Raw genomic sequence first — 17,814 nt, forward strand, 5'->3', positions numbered from 1 at the left:
TAGCTTCCTCCACTAGTTTTTGATTTCTTCTATTTTACCACATTTTGCCGTTTAAAGCTTAAGAAAATTATGATATACTAGAATGTAGCAAAAATTTAGAAATGGACGTGAAGCAAGAAACATGGCACAGTTGTATTATCGTTATGGGACCATGAACTCTGGTAAGACGATTGAGATTCTCAAAGTGGCCTATAACTATGAGGAGCAAGGAAAAGGTGTTGTGATTATGACCTCAGCTCTGGATACTCGTGACGGTGTTGGCTATGTGTCGAGTCGTATTGGCATGAAACGCTCTGCCATTGCAATTGAGGAGTCAACAGATATTTTTGGATTTATCCGAGATTTACCTGAGAAACCATACTGTGTTTTGGTCGATGAAGCCCAGTTTCTCAAACGTCATCATGTTTATGACCTAGCTCGTGTTGTTGATGAGTTAGACATACCTGTCATGGCTTTTGGTTTGAAAAATGATTTTCGAAATGAACTGTTCGAAGGTTCCAAGTATCTCTTGCTGTTAGCAGACAAGATTGACGAAATCAAGACCATCTGTCAGTATTGTAAGAAAAAGGCGACTATGGTTTTGCGAACACAGGATGGACTGCCCGTTTACGATGGAGAACAGATCCAGATTGGTGGTAACGAAACCTATATCTCAGTTTGCCGTAAACATTATTTTGCCCCTGAAATCAATAAGGAGAATGAAGAAAAATGAACATCTATGATCAACTACAAGCTGTAGAAGACCGTTATGAAGAATTAGGAGAGTTGCTCAGTGACCCAGATGTGGTTTCGGACACCAAGCGTTTCATGGATCTCTCAAAAGAAGAGGCTTCAAGCCGTGATACAGTGACGGCTTATCGAGAATACAAACAAGTCCTTCAAAACATCGTTGATGCCGAAGAGATGATTAAGGAATCAGGCGAAGATGCGGATTTGGAAGAAATGGCTAAGCAAGAATTGAAAGATGCCAAGGCTGAAAAAGAAGAATACGAAGAAAAACTCAAAATTTTGCTCCTTCCAAAGGATCCAAACGATGACAAGAACATCATCCTTGAAATTCGTGGAGCGGCTGGTGGTGACGAAGCGGCACTTTTCGCCGGAGACCTTCTAACTATGTACCAAAAGTATGCAGAAGCCCAAGGCTGGCGATTTGAAGTCATGGAAGCTTCTATGAACGGTGTCGGTGGTTTCAAAGAAGTCGTTGCCATGGTTTCAGGTCAATCTGTTTACTCTAAACTCAAGTATGAATCTGGTGCCCATCGTGTGCAACGTGTTCCTGTGACAGAAAGCCAAGGCCGTGTTCATACTTCGACAGCGACAGTTCTTGTTATGCCTGAAGTGGAAGAAGTTGAATACGATATTGATCCAAAAGACCTTCGTGTTGACATCTACCATGCCTCTGGTGCTGGTGGACAGAACGTCAATAAGGTTGCGACAGCCGTTCGTATCGTTCACTTGCCAACCAATATCAAGGTTGAGATGCAGGAAGAACGTACCCAGCAGAAAAACCGTGAGAAGGCCATGAAAATCATTCGTGCGCGTGTTGCTGACCACTTTGCTCAGATTGCACAAGATGAACAAGACGCTGAGCGTAAGTCAACAATCGGTACTGGTGACCGTTCAGAACGGATTCGTACTTATAACTTCCCACAAAACCGTGTCACAGACCACCGTATCGGTTTAACCCTCCAAAAACTAGATACCATTTTGTCTGGTAAATTGGACGAAGTTGTGGATGCCTTGGTGCTCTATGACCAAACGCAAAAATTAGAAGAATTAAATAAATAATGAAATTAGCTCAATTATTTTCAGATTTTGAAGAAGAGTTGATAAGACAAGGAGAGGAAGCTGAAAGCCTCTCTTTTGTCTATCGTAGCCTGAAAAACCTCACTTTTACAGACTTTGTTTTTGCCCTCCAGCAAGAGGTAACAGAGGAAGAAAAACAATTTGTAGGGGAAATTTACCAGCAGTTAGTAGCTCATAAACCAGCCCAGTACATTATCGGTCATGCAGATTTCTTTGGAATGCAGTTAACAGTTGATGAGCGGGTTTTGATTCCCCGACCAGAGACTGAGGAGTTGGTGGAGCTTATCCTGGCTGAAAATCATGAAGAAAATCTTTCGGTTCTTGATATTGGAACAGGAAGTGGAGCTATAGCTCTTGCACTCTCTAAAAATAGACCAGATTGGTCAGTGACAGCAGCAGATATTTCTCAAGAGGCTTTAGAATTAGCTAGCGAAAATGCTAAAAATCAAAATCTTCAAATATTTTTTAAAAAATCTGACTGTTTTACAGAAATTTCTGAAAAATATGATATAATTGTTTCCAATCCACCCTATATCTCTCGTGAAGATGAGTCAGAGGTCGGCTTGAATGTCTTGTATTCGGAGCCTCATCTAGCTCTCTTTGCAGACGAGGATGGCCTAGCTATTTACCGTAGAATTGCTGAAGATGCAAAAGACTATCTCAAAGACGGTGGTAAGATTTACCTTGAAATTGGATACAAGCAAGGTCAAAGTGTTCCTGAACTTTTTAGGAAGCATTTTCCTGAAAAACGTGTAAGAACACTTAAGGACCAATTTGGTCAAGATAGGATGGTCGTGGTTGATGATGAACAGGATTAGACAAGAGTTGGAAAATGGCGGCGCTGTCGTTCTGCCTACAGAGACAGTTTACGGTCTTTTTGCCAAGGCTCTAGACGAAAAAGCAGTTGATCACGTATACCAGCTCAAACGACGTCCTAGAGATAAGGCGCTCAATCTCAATATAGCCTCTCTCGAGGACATCTTGCACTTTTCTAAGAATCAGCCAACTTATCTACAAAAACTTGTAGAGACCTTTTTACCAGGTCCCTTGACCATTATTCTCGAAGCTAATGACAGAGTCCCCTATTGGGTCAATTCTGGTCTTGAAACTGTTGGATTTCGGATGCCCAGTCACCCTATCACACTGGATTTAATTCGAGTGACAGGACCCCTGATTGGACCGTCTGCCAATATTTCAGGTCAGGCAAGTGGAGTAACCTTTGAACAAATTCTGAAGGATTTTGACCAAGAGGTTCTGGGTCTGGAAGACGATGCTTTTCTAACTGGACAGGATTCAACTATTTTGGACTTGTCTGGAGATAAGGTGAAAATCTTACGCCAAGGGGCCATTAAGCGAGAAGATATTCTTGCTCAGTTGCCAGAGATTTCTTTTGAGGAGGCATGAAATGCTCAGAAATTTAATAGAAACTGATGTGAAAGCTATTTGTGCAATTAATCAAGAGGCTTTGGGCTATTCTTTTAGTCCAGAGGAAACGGCTAGCCAACTAGCTAGACTGTCTCAGGATTCCCATCATTTCCTACTTGGCTATGAGGATGTAGCTAGTCATGGCTTACTTGGATATGTCCACGCTGAAGTCTATGAATCACTTTATTCTAAAGCAGGATTTAATATTTTAGCTTTAGCAGTTTCACCTCAAGCGCAAGGTCAAGGTATTGGTAAAAGCTTATTACAAGGGTTGGATCAAGAAGCAAAAAGACGTGGTTATGGGTTTATCCGCTTAAACTCTGCTGATCATCGTCTGGGTGCTCATGCATTTTATGAAAAAATTGGTTATACTTGTGATAAAATGCAGAAACGGTTTATTCGCATCTTTTAGTTTGATTTTCTAATAAGAAAATTAAACTAATGGACTAGTCACACAATAAAGGAGAAGACCTATGATTTTTGACAAAGATGATTTTAAAGCATATGATGCTGATCTCTGGAATGCTATTGCCAAAGAAGAAGAACGACAACAAAACAACATTGAGTTGATTGCTTCGGAAAACGTAGTTTCCAAGGCTGTTATGGCAGCTCAAGGGTCTATCTTGACGAATAAATACGCCGAAGGTTACCCAGGACGCCGTTACTATGGTGGAACTGATGTGGTAGACGTGGTAGAAAGTCTAGCTATTGAACGTGCAAAAGAAATTTTCGGCGCTAAATTCGCTAATGTCCAACCTCACTCAGGAAGCCAAGCCAACTGTGCGTCTTACATGGCCTTAATTGAGCCAGGTGATACCGTTATGGGGATGGATTTGGCAGCAGGTGGACACTTGACCCACGGAGCTCCAGTTAGCTTCTCAGGTCAAACCTACAACTTTGTTTCTTACAGTGTTGACCCTGAAACGGAACTCTTGGACTTTGATGCTATCTTGAAACAAGCCCAAGAAGTAAAACCAAAATTGATCGTAGCAGGTGCTTCAGCCTATTCTCAAATTATCGACTTTTCAAAATTCCGTGAAATTGCGGACACTGTTGGGGCTAAACTTATGGTAGATATGGCTCATATCGCTGGTTTGGTTGCTGCTGGTCTACATCCAAGCCCCGTACCATACGCTCATATCACGACAACCACAACCCACAAAACCCTTCGTGGCCCTCGTGGTGGTTTGATTTTGACCAATGATGAAGACTTAGCTAAGAAAATCAACTCAGCTATTTTCCCTGGTATTCAGGGGGGGCCTTTGGAGCACGTTGTGGCGGCTAAAGCTGTTTCCTTCAAAGAAGTTTTGGATCCAGCCTTCAAGGAATATGCTGCTAATGTTATCAAAAACAGCAAGGCTATGGCAGATGTCTTTTTGCAAGATCCTGATTTCCGTATCATTTCTGGCGGAACTGAAAACCATCTCTTCCTAGTGGATGTGACTAAAGTTGTAGAAAATGGAAAAGTTGCTCAAAACTTGCTGGATGAAGTCAATATTACCCTAAATAAAAACTCAATTCCTTACGAAACCTTGTCACCATTCAAGACAAGTGGTATTCGTATCGGATCTGCAGCCATTACTGCGCGTGGATTTGGTGAAGAAGAAAGTCGCAAAGTGGCTGAACTCATCATTAAAACCTTTAAGAATGCAGAAAATGATGCTGTCTTAGAAGAAGTGAGAAGTGCAGTCAAAGAATTGACAGATGCCTTCCCATTATACGAGGACTAAAACTTTTATGGACATTTATATTAAGAAAGCCATTATTCACCAGTTCAGTCCGGATGACACCGAGCTGTTCCTAGCGGATAAGTTTCTCAATATTACTCCAAAAATCGAAGAATACTTGCGTAAAAAAATTGAACGTGTGTATTCAGATGAAGCCAAGACTGGGATTTTCGAAGAAGAAAATCCCTTCTTCAATCATATCACAGACGATTTGTTGGAGACATCAGTAACACTGGCTAATCTCTGGAAAGAAGAGTTCAGTATTTCTGAAAACTTCAAGACAAATGACTTGATTTTTGTGCAATTTTCTAAAGAAGGCGTGGAACATTTCGCTTTCTTGCGAATTGCTCTGCGTGAGACCTTGACCCACCTCGGTGGAGAAGTTGATAATCCAATCAAGCTGACTCAGAATAACTTGCCTGGATTTGGAACAGGGGCTGATGAGGCCTTGGTGGTTAATCTTCAAAGCCACAAGTACCATCTGATTGAAAAACGAATCAAGTACAACGGGACTTTTTTGAACTATTTTTCAGAAAATCTTCTTGCTGTCGCTCCTAAGATTTCTCCTAAGAAATCTATCAAGGAATTGGAAAAAACAGCCCAAAGAATTGCTGAGACTTTTAACACAGATGATTTTCAATTTCAATCCAAGGTCAAATCAGCGATTTTCAACAACCTAGAAGAAAGCAATGAATTATCACCTGAAAAATTGGCCAATGACCTTTTTGACAATAATCTGACGGCTCGTTTGAGCTTTATTGACCAAGTCAAGGAAGCTGTACCAGAACCAGTTCAATTTGATGAAATTGATGCCAGTCGCCAGCTTAAAAAATTTGAAAACCAAAAACTCTCCTTATCAAATGGAATTGAGCTCATCGTTCCCAATAACGTCTATCAAGACGCCGAGTCTGTTGAGTTTATCCAAAATGACAATGGAACTTACTCTATCTTAATCAAAAATATCGAGGATATCCAAAGTAAATAATGTTTAAACGAATTCGAAGAGTGCTTGTACTAGCAGTCTTCCTTTTTGCTGGATATAAAGCTTATCGAGTTCACCAAGATGTTAAGCAAGTCATGACCTATCAACCCATGGTGCGAGAAATTTTGAGTGAAAAAGACACTCCAGCAAACGAAGAGCTTGTGCTCGCTATGATTTATACTGAAACAAAAGGAAAAGAAGGCGATGTTATGCAGTCTAGTGAGTCTGCAAGTGGTTCCACCAACACCATCAATGATAATGCCTCTAGCATTCGGCAAGGCGTTCAAACTCTGACAGACAATCTCTATCTGGCCCAGAAGAAGGATGTAGATGTCTGGACAGCTGTTCAAGCCTATAATTTTGGACCTGCCTATATCGATTTTATCGCCCAAAATGGCAAGGAAAATACCTTGGCTCTGGCCAAACAGTACTCTCGTGAGACTGTTGCCCCCTTGCTTGGCAATACCACTGGAAAGACTTATAGTTATATTCACCCTATTTCCATTTTTCACGGTGCCGAACTCTATGTAAATGGAGGAAACTATTACTATTCTAGACAGGTGCAACTCAACCTTTACATCATCAAATGTTTCACTCTCTTTTCGACATCTGGCTAGCCCAGGTGTTTTTTTATAAGTTTTCTTTAAGATAGATATATTACTCTAGAAAGGTAAAGGAGGAAATTCCCTATGAGAAAGAAACTCTTTCTGACTAGTGCTGCGGTCTTGTGGGCAGTAACAGCTATGAATAGTGTCCATGCAGCAACAGATGTTCAAAAAGTCATCGATGAAACCTATGTTCAACCTGAATATGTCCTAGGTTCATCATTGTCTGAAGACCAAAAAAATCAAACCCTTAAAAAACTGGGCTACAATGCCTCAACAGACACCAAAGAACTCAAGACCATGACACCTGATGTCTATTCTAAGATTATGAATGTTGCCAATGATTCTAGCTTACAATTGTATTCATCAGCCAAGATTCAAAAGCTAGGTGACAAATCACCACTTGAGGTCAAGATTGAAACACCAGAAAACATTACTAAGGTGACGCAGGATATGTACCGCAATGCGGCCGTAACTTTGGGTGTGGAACACGCCAAAATCACTGTAGCAGCACCTATTCCAGTTACAGGTGAGAGTGCTTTAGCAGGGATCTACTATTCGCTAGAAGCTAATGGAGCCAAGGTGCCGCAAGCCAATAAAGACTTGGCTCAAGAAGAGTTGAAGGCTTTGTCAGATATCAATGCTGAAAACAAGGACAAGTCAGGCTATGATGCTAATAAATTAAACGTTGCCCTAGCTGATATCAAGTCAGGACTGGCCAAAGCTAAAGAAAGCAAGGGAAATCTGACAGAAGAAGATGTCCGTAAAATTGTTGAAGATACTTTAAAAAATTATAAACTTGATCAGGTTATAACAGGAAACCAGATCAATATCATCATCAATTTTGCATTGAACCTCTCAAAGAGTGATATCCTCAGCAATGCAGACTTCACTAAAACCCTAAATGACCTGAAACAAAGTATTGTTTCACAAGCTGGCGACAGTTTTAAAAATATCAATCTTAACTTTGATGCGGATAAGGCGCTAGAGGACGGGGGTAATTTCTTAAGCGCCCTCTGGCAAGCCATTGTCAACTTCTTCAAGAGTTTTGGTTCTTAATACTCTTCGAAAATCAAATTCAAACCACGTCAACGTCGCCTTGCCGTACTCAAGTACAGCCTGTGGCTAGTTTCCTAGTTTGCTCTTTGATTTTCATTGAGTATAAGCTATTACAAAAAGGTAGTCAGATTTTTTCAGAAAAATGTTTTATAAATATTCACAAATCTCCTATATTTATGGTAAAATAGAATCATCATTTTATTTTGGAGTCAAAGATGAATATATTTAGAACAAAGAATGTTAGTTTAGATAAAACGGAGATGCATAGGCATTTGAAGTTATGGGATTTGATTTTGCTGGGAATCGGAGCCATGGTAGGGACAGGCGTCTTTACAATTACAGGCACTGCAGCCGCAACTCTAGCAGGTCCAGCCCTAGTGATTTCAATCGTTATTTCTGCCTTGTGTGTGGGATTATCAGCCCTCTTTTTTGCAGAATTTGCTTCGCGAGTACCCGCTACAGGTGGTGCCTACAGTTATCTCTATGCTATTTTAGGAGAATTCCCAGCCTGGTTGGCTGGCTGGTTAACCATGATGGAATTCATGACAGCCATATCTGGTGTGGCTTCGGGTTGGGCAGCTTATTTTAAAGGCTTGCTTTCTCAATATGGGATAGTCCTTCCTCAGGCTTTAAATGGCACCTTCAATCCTCAAGCAGGGACATTTGTTGATTTATTACCTATTCTTGTCTTAGTTTTAGTTACCTCGCTTGTTTTACTTAATGCCAAGGCTGCCTTACGCTTTAATTCTATTCTAGTAATTTTGAAATTTTCCGCTTTAGCTCTCTTTATTTTGGTGGGAATTTGGCATATCAAGCTTGATAATTGGAGCAACTTTGCTCCTTATGGTTTTGGACAAATCTATGGAGCTAGTACTGGTATTATGGCTGGTGCGTCCTTAATGTTCTTTGGATTTTTGGGATTTGAATCCATCTCTATGGCTGTAGATGAGGTCAAGAATCCTCAAAAAAATATTCCTAGAGGGATTGTCTTATCGCTTTCTATTGTAACCATTCTCTATGCCTTGGTGACCCTTGTCTTGACTGGTGTGGTTCACTATAGTCATCTAAATGTAGATGATGCTGTTGCCTATGCTCTTCGTAGCGTTGGGATTAGTTGGGCAGCTAACTATGTGTCATTGGTGGCTATCTTGACCTTGATTACAGTTTGTATTTCGATGACCTATGCCCTATCGCGTATGATTTACAGTTTAGCGCGTGACGGCTTAATGCCTGCCTCCTTTAAAGAACTAACGAAGACTAGCAAGGTACCAAAGAATGCTACTATCTTGACAGGTCTAGCTTCAGCAGTAGCTGCAGGAATATTCCCACTAGCCAGTATCGCAGCCTTCTTAAACATTTGTACCTTGGCCTACTTGATCATGCTGGCTTATGGTTTGATTCGCTTACGGAAAGAAAAAGGAATGCCCAAAGCTGGAGAATTTAAAACACCATTGGTACCCTTATTACCAATTTTATCAATCATCATTTGTTTATCCTTTATGTTGCAGTATAATATGGAAACTTGGATTGCTTTCCTAGTTGCATTGTTAGTAGGAAGTATTATTTACTTCACTTATGGCTATAAGCATTCTACCATAGAAGAATAATACTCTTCGAAAATCTCTTCAAACCACGTCAGCTTCATCCACAACCTCAAAACAGTGTTTTGAGCTGACTTCGTCAGTTTCATCTACAACCTCAAAGCAGTGCTTTGAGCAACCTGCGGCTAGCTTCCTAATTTGCTCTTTGATTTTCATTGACTATATAAAGTGAGAATCTGTTGAGTTATTGAAACTCAGCAGATTTTTATATGTGAAAGAAATTTCAATTTTTTTCTTAAAATAGCTTGACAGATTAAATTTTTAGGAGTAGAATGTTTACCAGTTAATTAAATAGTTAAGGGGTTATCCATGAAGAAACAAAGTTTATTTTTAGTATTGTTAAGTATCTTTCTTTTGTGTTTAGGTGCTTGTGGTCAAAAGGAAAGCCAGTCAGGTAAAGGGATGAAAATTGTAACTAGTTTTTATCCTATCTATGCTATGGTCAAGGAAGTATCTGGTGACTTGAATGATGTTCGAATGATTCAGTCAAGTAGTGGGATTCACTCCTTTGAACCTTCAGCAAATGATATCGCAGCCATCTATGATGCAGATGTTTTTGTTTACCATTCTCATACGCTCGAATCTTGGGCAGGAAGTCTGGATCCAAATCTAAAAAAATCTAAAGTGAAGGTTTTAGAGGCTTCAGAGGGAATGACTTTAGACCGCGTCCCAGGGCTAGAAGATGTGGAAGCAGGGGATGGAGTTGATGAAAAAACACTCTATGACCCTCATACTTGGCTCGATCCTGAAAAAGCTGGCGAAGAAGCCCAGATTATCGCTGATAAACTTTCAGAGGTGGATAGTGAGCATAAAGAAACTTACCAGAAAAATGCGCAAGCCTTTATCAAAAAAGCTCAAGAACTGACTAAGAAATTCCAGCCTAAATTTGAAAAAGCGACTCAGAAAACATTTGTAACACAACATACAGCCTTTTCTTATCTAGCGAAGAGATTTGGACTTAATCAACTTGGTATTGCAGGCATCTCTCCTGAACAAGAACCAAGTCCACGACAACTTACAGAAATTCAGGAATTTGTTAAAACCTATAAGGTTAAAACGATTTTTACAGAAAGTAATGCTTCTTCAAAAGTAGCTGAAACTCTTGTCAAATCAACAGGTGTGGGGCTTAAAACTCTGAATCCTTTAGAGGCAGACCCACAAAATGACAAGACTTATTTAGAAAACCTGGAAGAAAATATGAGTGTTTTAGCAGAAGAATTAAAGTGAGGAAAGAATGAAAATCAATAAAAAATATGTAGCGAGTTCGGTGGCAGTCCTTGCCCTAAGTGTTTGTTCCTATGAACTTGGTCGGTATCAAGCTGGTCAAGTTAAGAAAGATTCTAATCGAGTTGCTTACATAGACGGTGATCAGGCTAGTCAAAAGGCAGAGAACTTGACACCCGATGAAGTCAGTAAAAGAGAGGGAATCAACGCAGAACAGATCGTCATCAAGATTACGGATCAGGGTTATGTGACCTCTCATGGAGACCATTATCATTACTATAATGGCAAGGTTCCTTATGATGCCATCATCAGTGAAGAACTCCTCATGAAAGATCCGAATTATCAGTTGAAGGATTCAGACATTGTCAATGAAATCAAGGGTGGCTATGTGATTAAGGTAGGCGGGAAATACTATGTTTACCTTAAAGATGCGGCTCATGCGGACAATATTCGGACAAAAGAAGAGATTAAACGTCAGAAGCAGGAACACAGTCATAATCATGGAGGCGGTTCTAACGATCAGGCGGTAGTTGCTGCCAGAGCTCAAGGCCGTTATACAACGGATGATGGTTATATCTTCAATGCCTCTGATATCATTGAGGACACGGGTGATGCTTATATTGTTCCTCATGGCAATCACTTCCACTATATTCCTAAGAGTGATTTGTCTGCTAGTGAATTAGCTGCTGCCCAAGCTTTCTTATCTGGGAAAGGTGGCCAATTAAGTACGGTTGAATATCGTTCAAGCAGAGCTGAAACAAGATCTAGTCTAAGAATGAGTCAATCTGAAACTCCTCAAGATTCTGCCAAAGCTCCTGAAAGTCAAAGTGAGGATTTAGCTAGTCTCCTTCAAGAATTGTACGCTTTGCCACTTAGCCAACGTCATGTGGAGTCTGATGGCTTGGTGTTTGATCCAGCACAGATTACAAAACGTACTGCAAATGGTGTGGCAGTTCCTCACGGAGATCATTTCCATTTCATTCCTTATTCGCAAATGTCTGCTTTGGAAGAAAAATTGGCTCGAAATCTACCAATTGGAGGTCAGCCAGTTCAAAGTCATGATGACAATACGAAACCAAGCAGTCCTGAGAAACCAAGTTTAACATCAAGTTCAACGATTAAACCAAACTTTAATCTCAATTCACAGGCACCAAATCGAGGAACTGGAGGCGCTTATACAACGGATGATGGGTATGTCTTTAGTCCGACAGATGTAATTGAAGATACAGGAGACGCTTTTATTGTACCGCACGGCAACCATTTCCACTATATACCAAAAGGTGCTTTGTCTGCAGGGGAATTAGCTGCAGCCCAAGCCTATTGGAACGGGAAGCAGGGCTCACATTCTGCTACAAGCTCAAGTAAACCAAGTAGTAACAATCCAAATCCGGCTCCAGCCCAACCAAGTTTGACAGAGACTCCAAACCTGACTGTCACCCCAACTTATCATCAAAATCAAGGGGAAGACATTTCAACACTTTTAAGTGAATTGTATGCCAAACCTTTGTCAGAGAGACATGTAGAATCGGATGGATTAGTCTTTGATCCGGCCCAAATCATCAAACGTACTGCAAATGGTGTCGCAGTGCCTCACGGAGACCATTATCACTTTATCCCTTATTCACAAATGTCACCGCTGGAAGAAAAATTGGCTCGTATGATAGCCGTCAAGGGACAAAATGGCAGTGTCTTGCCAAGTGTTACTCCACTGAAGCCAGCCCCTACTACCAAACCTCTAGCACCAGTGGAAAATAAACCGACAGAATTTGATGTCAATCAGGTTGTTAGAAAAGTTGGTGATGGATATATTATAGAAGATAAGGGCGCTAGTCGTTATGTTCTAGCTAAAGACTTAGCCAAGGATAAGATTGACGCTATTGAAAATCTCTTGTCTAAGAAAACTCAAGAGACGCATGCCCTAGTTGCGAAGAAAGAAAATGTCGCTCCTCGTGACCAAGAATTTTATGATAAAGCATATAATTTATTGGCCGAGGCTCATAAAGCCTTGTCTGAAAATAAGGGTCGTACTTCTGATTTCCAAGCCTTAGACAAATTAGCAGAACGCTTGAATGATGAATCTTCTAATAAAGGAAAATTAGTAGATGATTTATTGGCATTCTTAGCACCAATTACTCATCCAGAGCGACTTGGTAAACCAAATTCTCAAATTGAATATACCGAAAACGAAGTCCGTATTGCACAATTAGCTGATAAGTATACAACCTCAGATGGCTACATTTTTGACGAACATGATATTATCAGTGATGAAGGAGATGCCTATGTAACGCCTCATATGGGTCATAGTCACTGGATTGGAAAAGATAGCCTTTCTGATAAGGAAAAAGCAGCTGCTCAATCTTATACTAAAGAAAAAGGAATTCTACCTCCGTCAGCAGACGCAGATGCTCAAGCAAATCCAACTGGAGATAGTGCAGCGGCTATTTACAATCGTGTGAAAGGTGAGAAACGGATTCCACTCGTTCGACTTCCATACATGGTTGAGCATACAGTTGAGATTAAAAATGGTAATTTAATCATTCCTCATAAGGATCATTACCATAACATTAAATTTGCTTGGTTTGATGATCACTCATACAAAGCTCCAAATGGTTATACTCTGGAAGACTTATTTGCGACGATTAAGTATTATGTTGAACATCCTGACGAACGTCCACATTCTAATGATGGATGGGGCAATGCCAGCGAGCATGTCTTAGGTAAGAAAGACCACAGTGAAGATCCAAATAAGAACTTCAAAGCAGATGAAGAGCCAGTAGAGGAAACACCTGCTGAACCAGAAGTCCCTCAAGTAGAGACTGAAAAAGTAGAAGCCAAGCTCAAAGAAGCAGAAGCTTTACTTGCTAAAGTAACAGATGCTAGTTTGAAAGCCAATGCAACGGAAACCCTAGCTGGTTTACGAAATAACTTAAGTCTCCAAACCTTGGATAATAATGGTATCATGACAGAAGCAGAGAAATTACTTGCTTTGTTAAAAGGTAGTAATCCTACATATGTAAGCAAAGAAAAATAAACCAATGAAAAATGAAAGTCTCGATAAAGAGGCTTTCATTTTTATTATGTATATACGAAAAATTCTTGACAAGGAATACTAAAAAGAGTAAACTATTAACTAGTTAATTAACCGGTTCATCGTTTTGTGGTGAATCAAATAGGCTTAAGAAAAGAGGAAAGAATGAAAATCAATAAAAAATATGTAGCGGGTTCAGTGGCAGTTCTTGCCCTAAGTGTTTGTTCTTATGAACTTGGACGGTACCAAGCTGGTCAAGTTAAGAAAGATTCTAATCGAGTTGCTTATATAGACGGTGATCAGGCTGGTCAAAAAGCAGAGAACTTGACACCAGATGAAGTCAGTAAGAGAGAGGGAATCAACGCAGAACAGATCGTCATCAAGATTACGGATCAAGGTTATGTGACCTCTCATGGAGACCATTATCATTACTATAATGGCAAGGTTCCTTATGATGCCATCATCAGTGAAGAACTGCTGATGAAAGATCCGAATTATCAGTTGAAGGATTCAGACATTGTCAATGAAATTAAGGGTGGATATGTGATTAAGGTAGACGGGAAATACTATGTTTACCTTAAGGATGCAGCTCATGCGGACAATATTCGGACAAAAGAAGAGATTAAACGTCAGAAGCAGGAACACAGTCATAATCATGGAGGCGGTTCTAACGATCAGGCGGTAGTTGCTGCCAGAGCTCAAGGACGCTATACAACGGATGATGGTTATATCTTTAATGCCTCTGATATCATTGAGGATACGGGTGATGCCTATATTGTTCCTCATGGCAATCACTTCCATTATATTCCTAAGAGTGACTTGTCTGCTAGTGAACTAGCTGCTGCCCAAGCCTTCTTATCTGGAAAAGGTGGTCAATTAAGTACGGTTGAATATCGTTCAAGCAGGGGAGAAACAAGATCTAGTGTGAGAACGAGTCAATCTGAGGCTCCTCAAGATTCTGCAACTGCTCCTGAAAGTCAAAGTGAGGATTTAGCTAGTCTCCTTCAAGAATTGTACGCTTTGCCACTTAGCCAACGTCATGTGGAGTCTGATGGCTTGGTGTTTGACCCAGCGCAGATTACAAAACGTACTACCAATGGTGTAGCAGTGCCTCACGGGGATCATTTCCATTTCATTCCTTATTCACAAATGTCTGCTTTGGAAGAAAAATTGGCTCGAAATCTACCAATTGGAGGTCAGCCAATTCAAAGTCATGCTGATAATACGAAGCCAAGCAGTACAGATAAACCAAGTTCAACACCAAGTTCACCGATTAAACCAAACTTTAATCTCAATACTCCGGCACCGAATCGAGGAACTGGAGGCGCTTATACAACGGATGATGGGTATGTCTTTAGTCCGACAGATGTAATTGATGATACAGGTGACGCTTTTGTTGTACCGCACGGCAATCATTTCCACTATATACCTAAGAGTGATTTATCAGCAGGAGAATTGGCTGCAGCCCAAGCCTATTGGAATGGGAAGCAGGGCTCACATTCTTCTACAAACTCAAGTAAACCAATTAGTGATAATGCTAAACCAGCCCAACCAAGTTTGACAGAGAGTCCAAACCTGACTGTCACCCCAACATATCATCAAAATCAAGTGGAAGATATCCCAACACTTCTAAGTGAATTGTATGCCAAACCTTTATCAGAACGCCATGTGGAATCGGATGGTCTAGTCTTTGATCCGGCACAAATTATCAAACGTACAGCTAACGGTGTAGCAGTGCCTCACGGAGACCATTATCACTTTATTCCTTATTCACAAATGTCTGATTTAGAGCAGAAGATTGCAAGAATGATTCCACTTCATTATAGTTCAAGTCATTGGTTACCATCAAGACCAAATCTAATCCCTGCTCCAGATCCTACCCCAGTACCAAGTCCACAACCTATACCAAATCCTCAATCATCTCCAAGCAATCCAATTGATGAAAAATTGGTGAAACAGGCGGTTCGAAAAGTAGCTGATGGTTATGTCTTCGAAGAGAATGGAATTTCTCGTTATATTTCTGCTAAGGAACTTTCAGCAGAAACTGTTGCAGCCATTGATAATAAACTTTCCAAACAAGAAAGTTTGTCTCATGTGTTAGGAGCTAAGAAAAGTACCATCCCTTCTAGTGATCAAGAATTTTACAACAAGGTTTATGATTTACTAGCAAAAGTTCATCAAAATTTGATTTCTAATAAAGGGCGCCAAGCTGATTTTGACGCTTTGGATAAACTATTGGAACGTCTTAATGATGTTTCAAGTGATAAAGTCAAGTTAGTTGATGATATTCTTACCTTCCTAGCACCAATTACCCATCCAGAGCGACTTGGCAAACCAAATGCTCAAATTGCTTATACGGACGATGAAATTAAATTAGCGAAATTAGCAGGTAAGTATACAACAGAAGATGGCTATATCTTTGATCCTCGTGACATAACTAGCGATGAAGGCGATGCCTATGTAACTCCACATATGACTCATAGTCATTGGATTAAGAAAGAAAGTTTGTCTGAAGCTGAAAGAGCAGCAGCTCAGACTTATGCTAAAGAGAAAGGTTTGACACCTCCTTCAACAGAGAATCAGGGTTCAGGAAATACTGAGGTTAAAGGAGTAGAAGCAATCTATAATAAAGTGAAGGCAGCTAAGAAGGTTCCACTTGATCACATGCCTTACAATCTCCAACATACTGTTGAAGTTAAAAACGGTAGCTTGATTATACCTCATTACGACCATTACCATAACATTAAATTTTCTTGGTTTGACGAAGGACTTTATGAGGCACCTAAAGGCTATAGTTTAGAGGATCTCTTTGCGACTGTAAAATACTATGTAGAACATCCAAACGAACGTCCTCACTCAGATAATGGTTGGGGAAATGCCAGCGACCATGTTCGTAAAAATAAAGTAGAAGACAGTAAACCTGATGAAGATAAGAAACATGATGAAGTAAGTGAGCCAACTCGCCCTGAATCTGATGAAAAAGAGAATCACGCAGGTTTAAACCCTTCAGTAGATAATCTTTATAAACCGAGCACTGATGAAGACGAGACAGAGGGAGTTGCTAACGATACAACAGACGAAGCTGAAGTCCCTCAAGTAGAGACTGAAAAAGTAGAAGCCAAGCTTAAAGAAGTAGAAGCTTTACTTGATAAAGTAACGGATGCTAGCTTGAAAAACAATGTGACAGAGAGCCTAGCTGGTTTACGAAATAATCTGAGTCTCCAAACCATGGATAATAATGGCATCATGGCAGAAGCAGAAAAATTGCTTGCTTTGCTAAAAGGAAGTGAGTCAGTTACGACGAAACCAGAGGCATAATTTTATCTTGTTAAATTAAAATGATGTAAGAGTCAGTAGCAATACTGGCTTTTATTTGTCTTGCTCCGTAAGGTTCAGGCCAAATAAACCACCTGATTTTTTTGGGGGGCTTTGGCTTCATTTAGGAGAAATCAATCTATGTCCAAGGTTAGTAACTTAATCATAGGTCTTCCTTTGTTAGAGGAGATAATGGTAAAAGGGTAGGGTTTAATTGATTTTACAGTCTAGGATGTTTTGATGACAATTCATGATTTGAAGAGGATATTTTGTAAAGAGATGCTATACTAAACTTGTTATACAGTTAAGTAAACCATTATATTCAATAATCTAGTCAAGGAAAACAGAGGGTTTAAGATGAAAAAATGGATTGTTCAGATTTTACTAGCATTGTCCTTAATTTTTTACAAATCAACTTGGTTTTGGAGGCTTTTCAATCACCTCGCAAAGCCTTATCTACCAGCAAGTCGTGAATTTTTTCAGATTCTGCTTTGGATGGAGAGTGGAGGTCTTTTATTAGCAGTCATCTATCTACTAGTTTTTGCAGGAAAGAAGACTTTTCATTTCAAGTGGCAGCCGAGGTACTTTATCTACCTTTTACTGGGCTACATCATTTCGTATATGTCTGACTTCCTCTTGTCTTATTTCATACCCTCGTCTTCAAATCAAATTTCTTTGAATGAAACGATAGAAATGATAGGGAGACAGGAATTACCCTATTTCTTGCTCATAGCTTGCTTCATCGGCCCTATTGCTGAGGAATTGATTTATCGCGGTGTGCTTATGACAACCTTTTTTAAAAACTCGCCTTGGTACGGAGATGTCTTGCTTTCTGCTATTATTTTCGGTTATATTCATATCAATTTCGCTTTAACTCCTCTTGCTTTTTTCATTTATGCTAGCGGAGGGCTTATTTTTGCTCTATTGTATCGCATGACAAAAAGTCTCTACTATCCAATACTAGTTCATATTCTCATCAATATCACTGCCTTCTGGGATGTATGGTTACAACTATTTTCAGGAAGTTAGCTTACTAAAACAA

Annotated in this window: 15 protein-coding genes; 14 read left to right on the top strand and 1 reads right to left on the bottom strand. The window is 40.0% G+C overall.

From position 1 onward, the window contains the following. Nucleotides 1–121: 121 nt before the first annotated feature. The 10 genes from CYK18_RS02335 (at nt 122) to CYK18_RS02385 (ending at nt 9,211) form a co-directional block, all read left to right on the top strand. Nucleotides 122–712 (top strand): thymidine kinase, encoded by a 591-nt coding sequence (locus CYK18_RS02335; protein ID WP_000068154.1) that lies wholly within the window; start codon nt 122–124, stop codon nt 710–712. Further along, nucleotides 709–1,788 carry a peptide chain release factor 1 gene (gene prfA, locus CYK18_RS02340; protein WP_033680345.1) on the top strand — a complete coding sequence of 360 codons (1,080 nt, stop codon included), beginning with the start codon at nt 709–711 and terminating at the stop codon, nt 1,786–1,788. The genes CYK18_RS02335 and prfA overlap by 4 nt, the downstream gene beginning before the upstream one ends. Further along, entirely contained in the window at nt 1,788–2,624 is an 837-nt protein-coding gene (gene prmC, locus CYK18_RS02345) for a peptide chain release factor N(5)-glutamine methyltransferase (RefSeq protein WP_101784811.1), read from the top strand. Before prfA ends, prmC begins: the two co-directional genes overlap by 1 nt. Beyond that, the gene (locus CYK18_RS02350) at nt 2,608–3,210 is read left to right on the top strand and encodes an L-threonylcarbamoyladenylate synthase (protein WP_180947997.1); all 603 of its coding nucleotides are present in this window, start codon (nt 2,608–2,610) and stop codon (nt 3,208–3,210) included. The genes prmC and CYK18_RS02350 overlap by 17 nt, the downstream gene beginning before the upstream one ends. Nucleotide 3,211: 1 nt before the next feature. Continuing rightward, nucleotides 3,212–3,643, top strand: a complete 432-nt coding sequence (locus CYK18_RS02355) for a GNAT family N-acetyltransferase (RefSeq protein WP_101784815.1) — start codon at nt 3,212–3,214, stop codon at nt 3,641–3,643. A gap of 61 nt (nt 3,644–3,704) precedes the next feature. Further along, on the top strand, nt 3,705–4,961 hold the full coding sequence (glyA, locus tag CYK18_RS02360) for a serine hydroxymethyltransferase (protein ID WP_000575485.1): 1,257 nt from the start codon (nt 3,705–3,707) through the stop codon (nt 4,959–4,961). Nucleotides 4,962–4,968: 7 nt separating this feature from the next. Then, the gene (locus tag CYK18_RS02365; protein ID WP_180947998.1) at nt 4,969–5,943 is read left to right on the top strand and encodes a nucleoid-associated protein; all 975 of its coding nucleotides are present in this window, start codon (nt 4,969–4,971) and stop codon (nt 5,941–5,943) included. Continuing rightward, entirely contained in the window at nt 5,943–6,557 is a 615-nt protein-coding gene (gene pmp23, locus CYK18_RS02370; RefSeq protein ID WP_061439446.1) for a cell wall hydrolase Pmp23, read from the top strand. Before CYK18_RS02365 ends, pmp23 begins: the two co-directional genes overlap by 1 nt. 72 nt (nt 6,558–6,629) lie before the next feature. Beyond that, the gene (locus tag CYK18_RS02375) at nt 6,630–7,604 is read left to right on the top strand and encodes a DUF1002 domain-containing protein (protein WP_001227768.1); all 975 of its coding nucleotides are present in this window, start codon (nt 6,630–6,632) and stop codon (nt 7,602–7,604) included. Between the two features lie 215 nt (nt 7,605–7,819). Then, complete coding sequence (locus CYK18_RS02385; RefSeq protein ID WP_001020332.1) at nt 7,820–9,211, top strand: APC family permease; 1,392 nt, start codon at nt 7,820–7,822, stop codon at nt 9,209–9,211. An 18-nt stretch (nt 9,212–9,229) separates the two neighbouring features. On the opposite strand, the gene CYK18_RS11010 is transcribed toward CYK18_RS02385, so the two are convergent. After that, nucleotides 9,230–9,361: a hypothetical protein gene (locus CYK18_RS11010; protein WP_004248630.1), complete on the bottom strand. Its 132-nt coding sequence runs from the start codon at nt 9,359–9,361 to the stop codon at nt 9,230–9,232. Nucleotides 9,362–9,514: 153 nt separating this feature from the next. Here CYK18_RS11010 and adcAII point away from each other — a divergent pair, with 153 nt between their 5' ends. The 4 genes from adcAII (at nt 9,515) to CYK18_RS02405 (ending at nt 17,801) form a co-directional block, all read left to right on the top strand. Further along, nucleotides 9,515–10,432 carry a zinc-binding lipoprotein AdcAII gene (adcAII, locus tag CYK18_RS02390; RefSeq protein ID WP_000744913.1) on the top strand — a complete coding sequence of 306 codons (918 nt, stop codon included), beginning with the start codon at nt 9,515–9,517 and terminating at the stop codon, nt 10,430–10,432. Between the two features lie 7 nt (nt 10,433–10,439). Beyond that, complete coding sequence (locus CYK18_RS02395; RefSeq protein WP_101784819.1) at nt 10,440–13,460, top strand: pneumococcal-type histidine triad protein; 3,021 nt, start codon at nt 10,440–10,442, stop codon at nt 13,458–13,460. Between the two features lie 162 nt (nt 13,461–13,622). Continuing rightward, the gene (locus CYK18_RS02400; protein ID WP_101784821.1) at nt 13,623–16,775 is read left to right on the top strand and encodes a pneumococcal-type histidine triad protein; all 3,153 of its coding nucleotides are present in this window, start codon (nt 13,623–13,625) and stop codon (nt 16,773–16,775) included. 354 nt (nt 16,776–17,129) lie between these two features. Beyond that, nucleotides 17,130–17,801, top strand: a complete 672-nt coding sequence (locus CYK18_RS02405) for a CPBP family intramembrane glutamic endopeptidase (RefSeq protein ID WP_101784823.1) — start codon at nt 17,130–17,132, stop codon at nt 17,799–17,801. Nucleotides 17,802–17,814: the final 13 nt, after the last annotated feature.

It is taken from the genome of Streptococcus mitis (assembly GCF_002860865.1).
GTDB classification, from domain to species: Bacteria; Bacillota; Bacilli; order Lactobacillales; family Streptococcaceae; genus Streptococcus; species Streptococcus mitis_AT.

What these genes read in the sequence shown, in the direction of transcription:
- CYK18_RS02335 (WP_000068154.1), top strand. Translation starts at nt 122, where the DNA reads ATGGCACAGTTGTATTATCGTTATGGGACCATGAACTCTGGTAAGACG.
- prfA (WP_033680345.1), top strand. Translation starts at nt 709, where the DNA reads ATGAACATCTATGATCAACTACAAGCTGTAGAAGACCGTTATGAAGAA.
- prmC (WP_101784811.1), top strand. Translation starts at nt 1,788, where the DNA reads ATGAAATTAGCTCAATTATTTTCAGATTTTGAAGAAGAGTTGATAAGA.
- CYK18_RS02350 (WP_180947997.1), top strand. Translation starts at nt 2,608, where the DNA reads ATGATGAACAGGATTAGACAAGAGTTGGAAAATGGCGGCGCTGTCGTT.
- CYK18_RS02355 (WP_101784815.1), top strand. Translation starts at nt 3,212, where the DNA reads ATGCTCAGAAATTTAATAGAAACTGATGTGAAAGCTATTTGTGCAATT.
- glyA (WP_000575485.1), top strand. Translation starts at nt 3,705, where the DNA reads ATGATTTTTGACAAAGATGATTTTAAAGCATATGATGCTGATCTCTGG.
- CYK18_RS02365 (WP_180947998.1), top strand. Translation starts at nt 4,969, where the DNA reads ATGGACATTTATATTAAGAAAGCCATTATTCACCAGTTCAGTCCGGAT.
- pmp23 (WP_061439446.1), top strand. Translation starts at nt 5,943, where the DNA reads ATGTTTAAACGAATTCGAAGAGTGCTTGTACTAGCAGTCTTCCTTTTT.
- CYK18_RS02375 (WP_001227768.1), top strand. Translation starts at nt 6,630, where the DNA reads ATGAGAAAGAAACTCTTTCTGACTAGTGCTGCGGTCTTGTGGGCAGTA.
- CYK18_RS02385 (WP_001020332.1), top strand. Translation starts at nt 7,820, where the DNA reads ATGAATATATTTAGAACAAAGAATGTTAGTTTAGATAAAACGGAGATG.
- CYK18_RS11010 (WP_004248630.1), bottom strand. Translation starts at nt 9,361, where the DNA reads ATGAAAATCAAAGAGCAAATTAGGAAGCTAGCCGCAGGTTGCTCAAAG.
- adcAII (WP_000744913.1), top strand. Translation starts at nt 9,515, where the DNA reads ATGAAGAAACAAAGTTTATTTTTAGTATTGTTAAGTATCTTTCTTTTG.
- CYK18_RS02395 (WP_101784819.1), top strand. Translation starts at nt 10,440, where the DNA reads ATGAAAATCAATAAAAAATATGTAGCGAGTTCGGTGGCAGTCCTTGCC.
- CYK18_RS02400 (WP_101784821.1), top strand. Translation starts at nt 13,623, where the DNA reads ATGAAAATCAATAAAAAATATGTAGCGGGTTCAGTGGCAGTTCTTGCC.
- CYK18_RS02405 (WP_101784823.1), top strand. Translation starts at nt 17,130, where the DNA reads ATGAAAAAATGGATTGTTCAGATTTTACTAGCATTGTCCTTAATTTTT.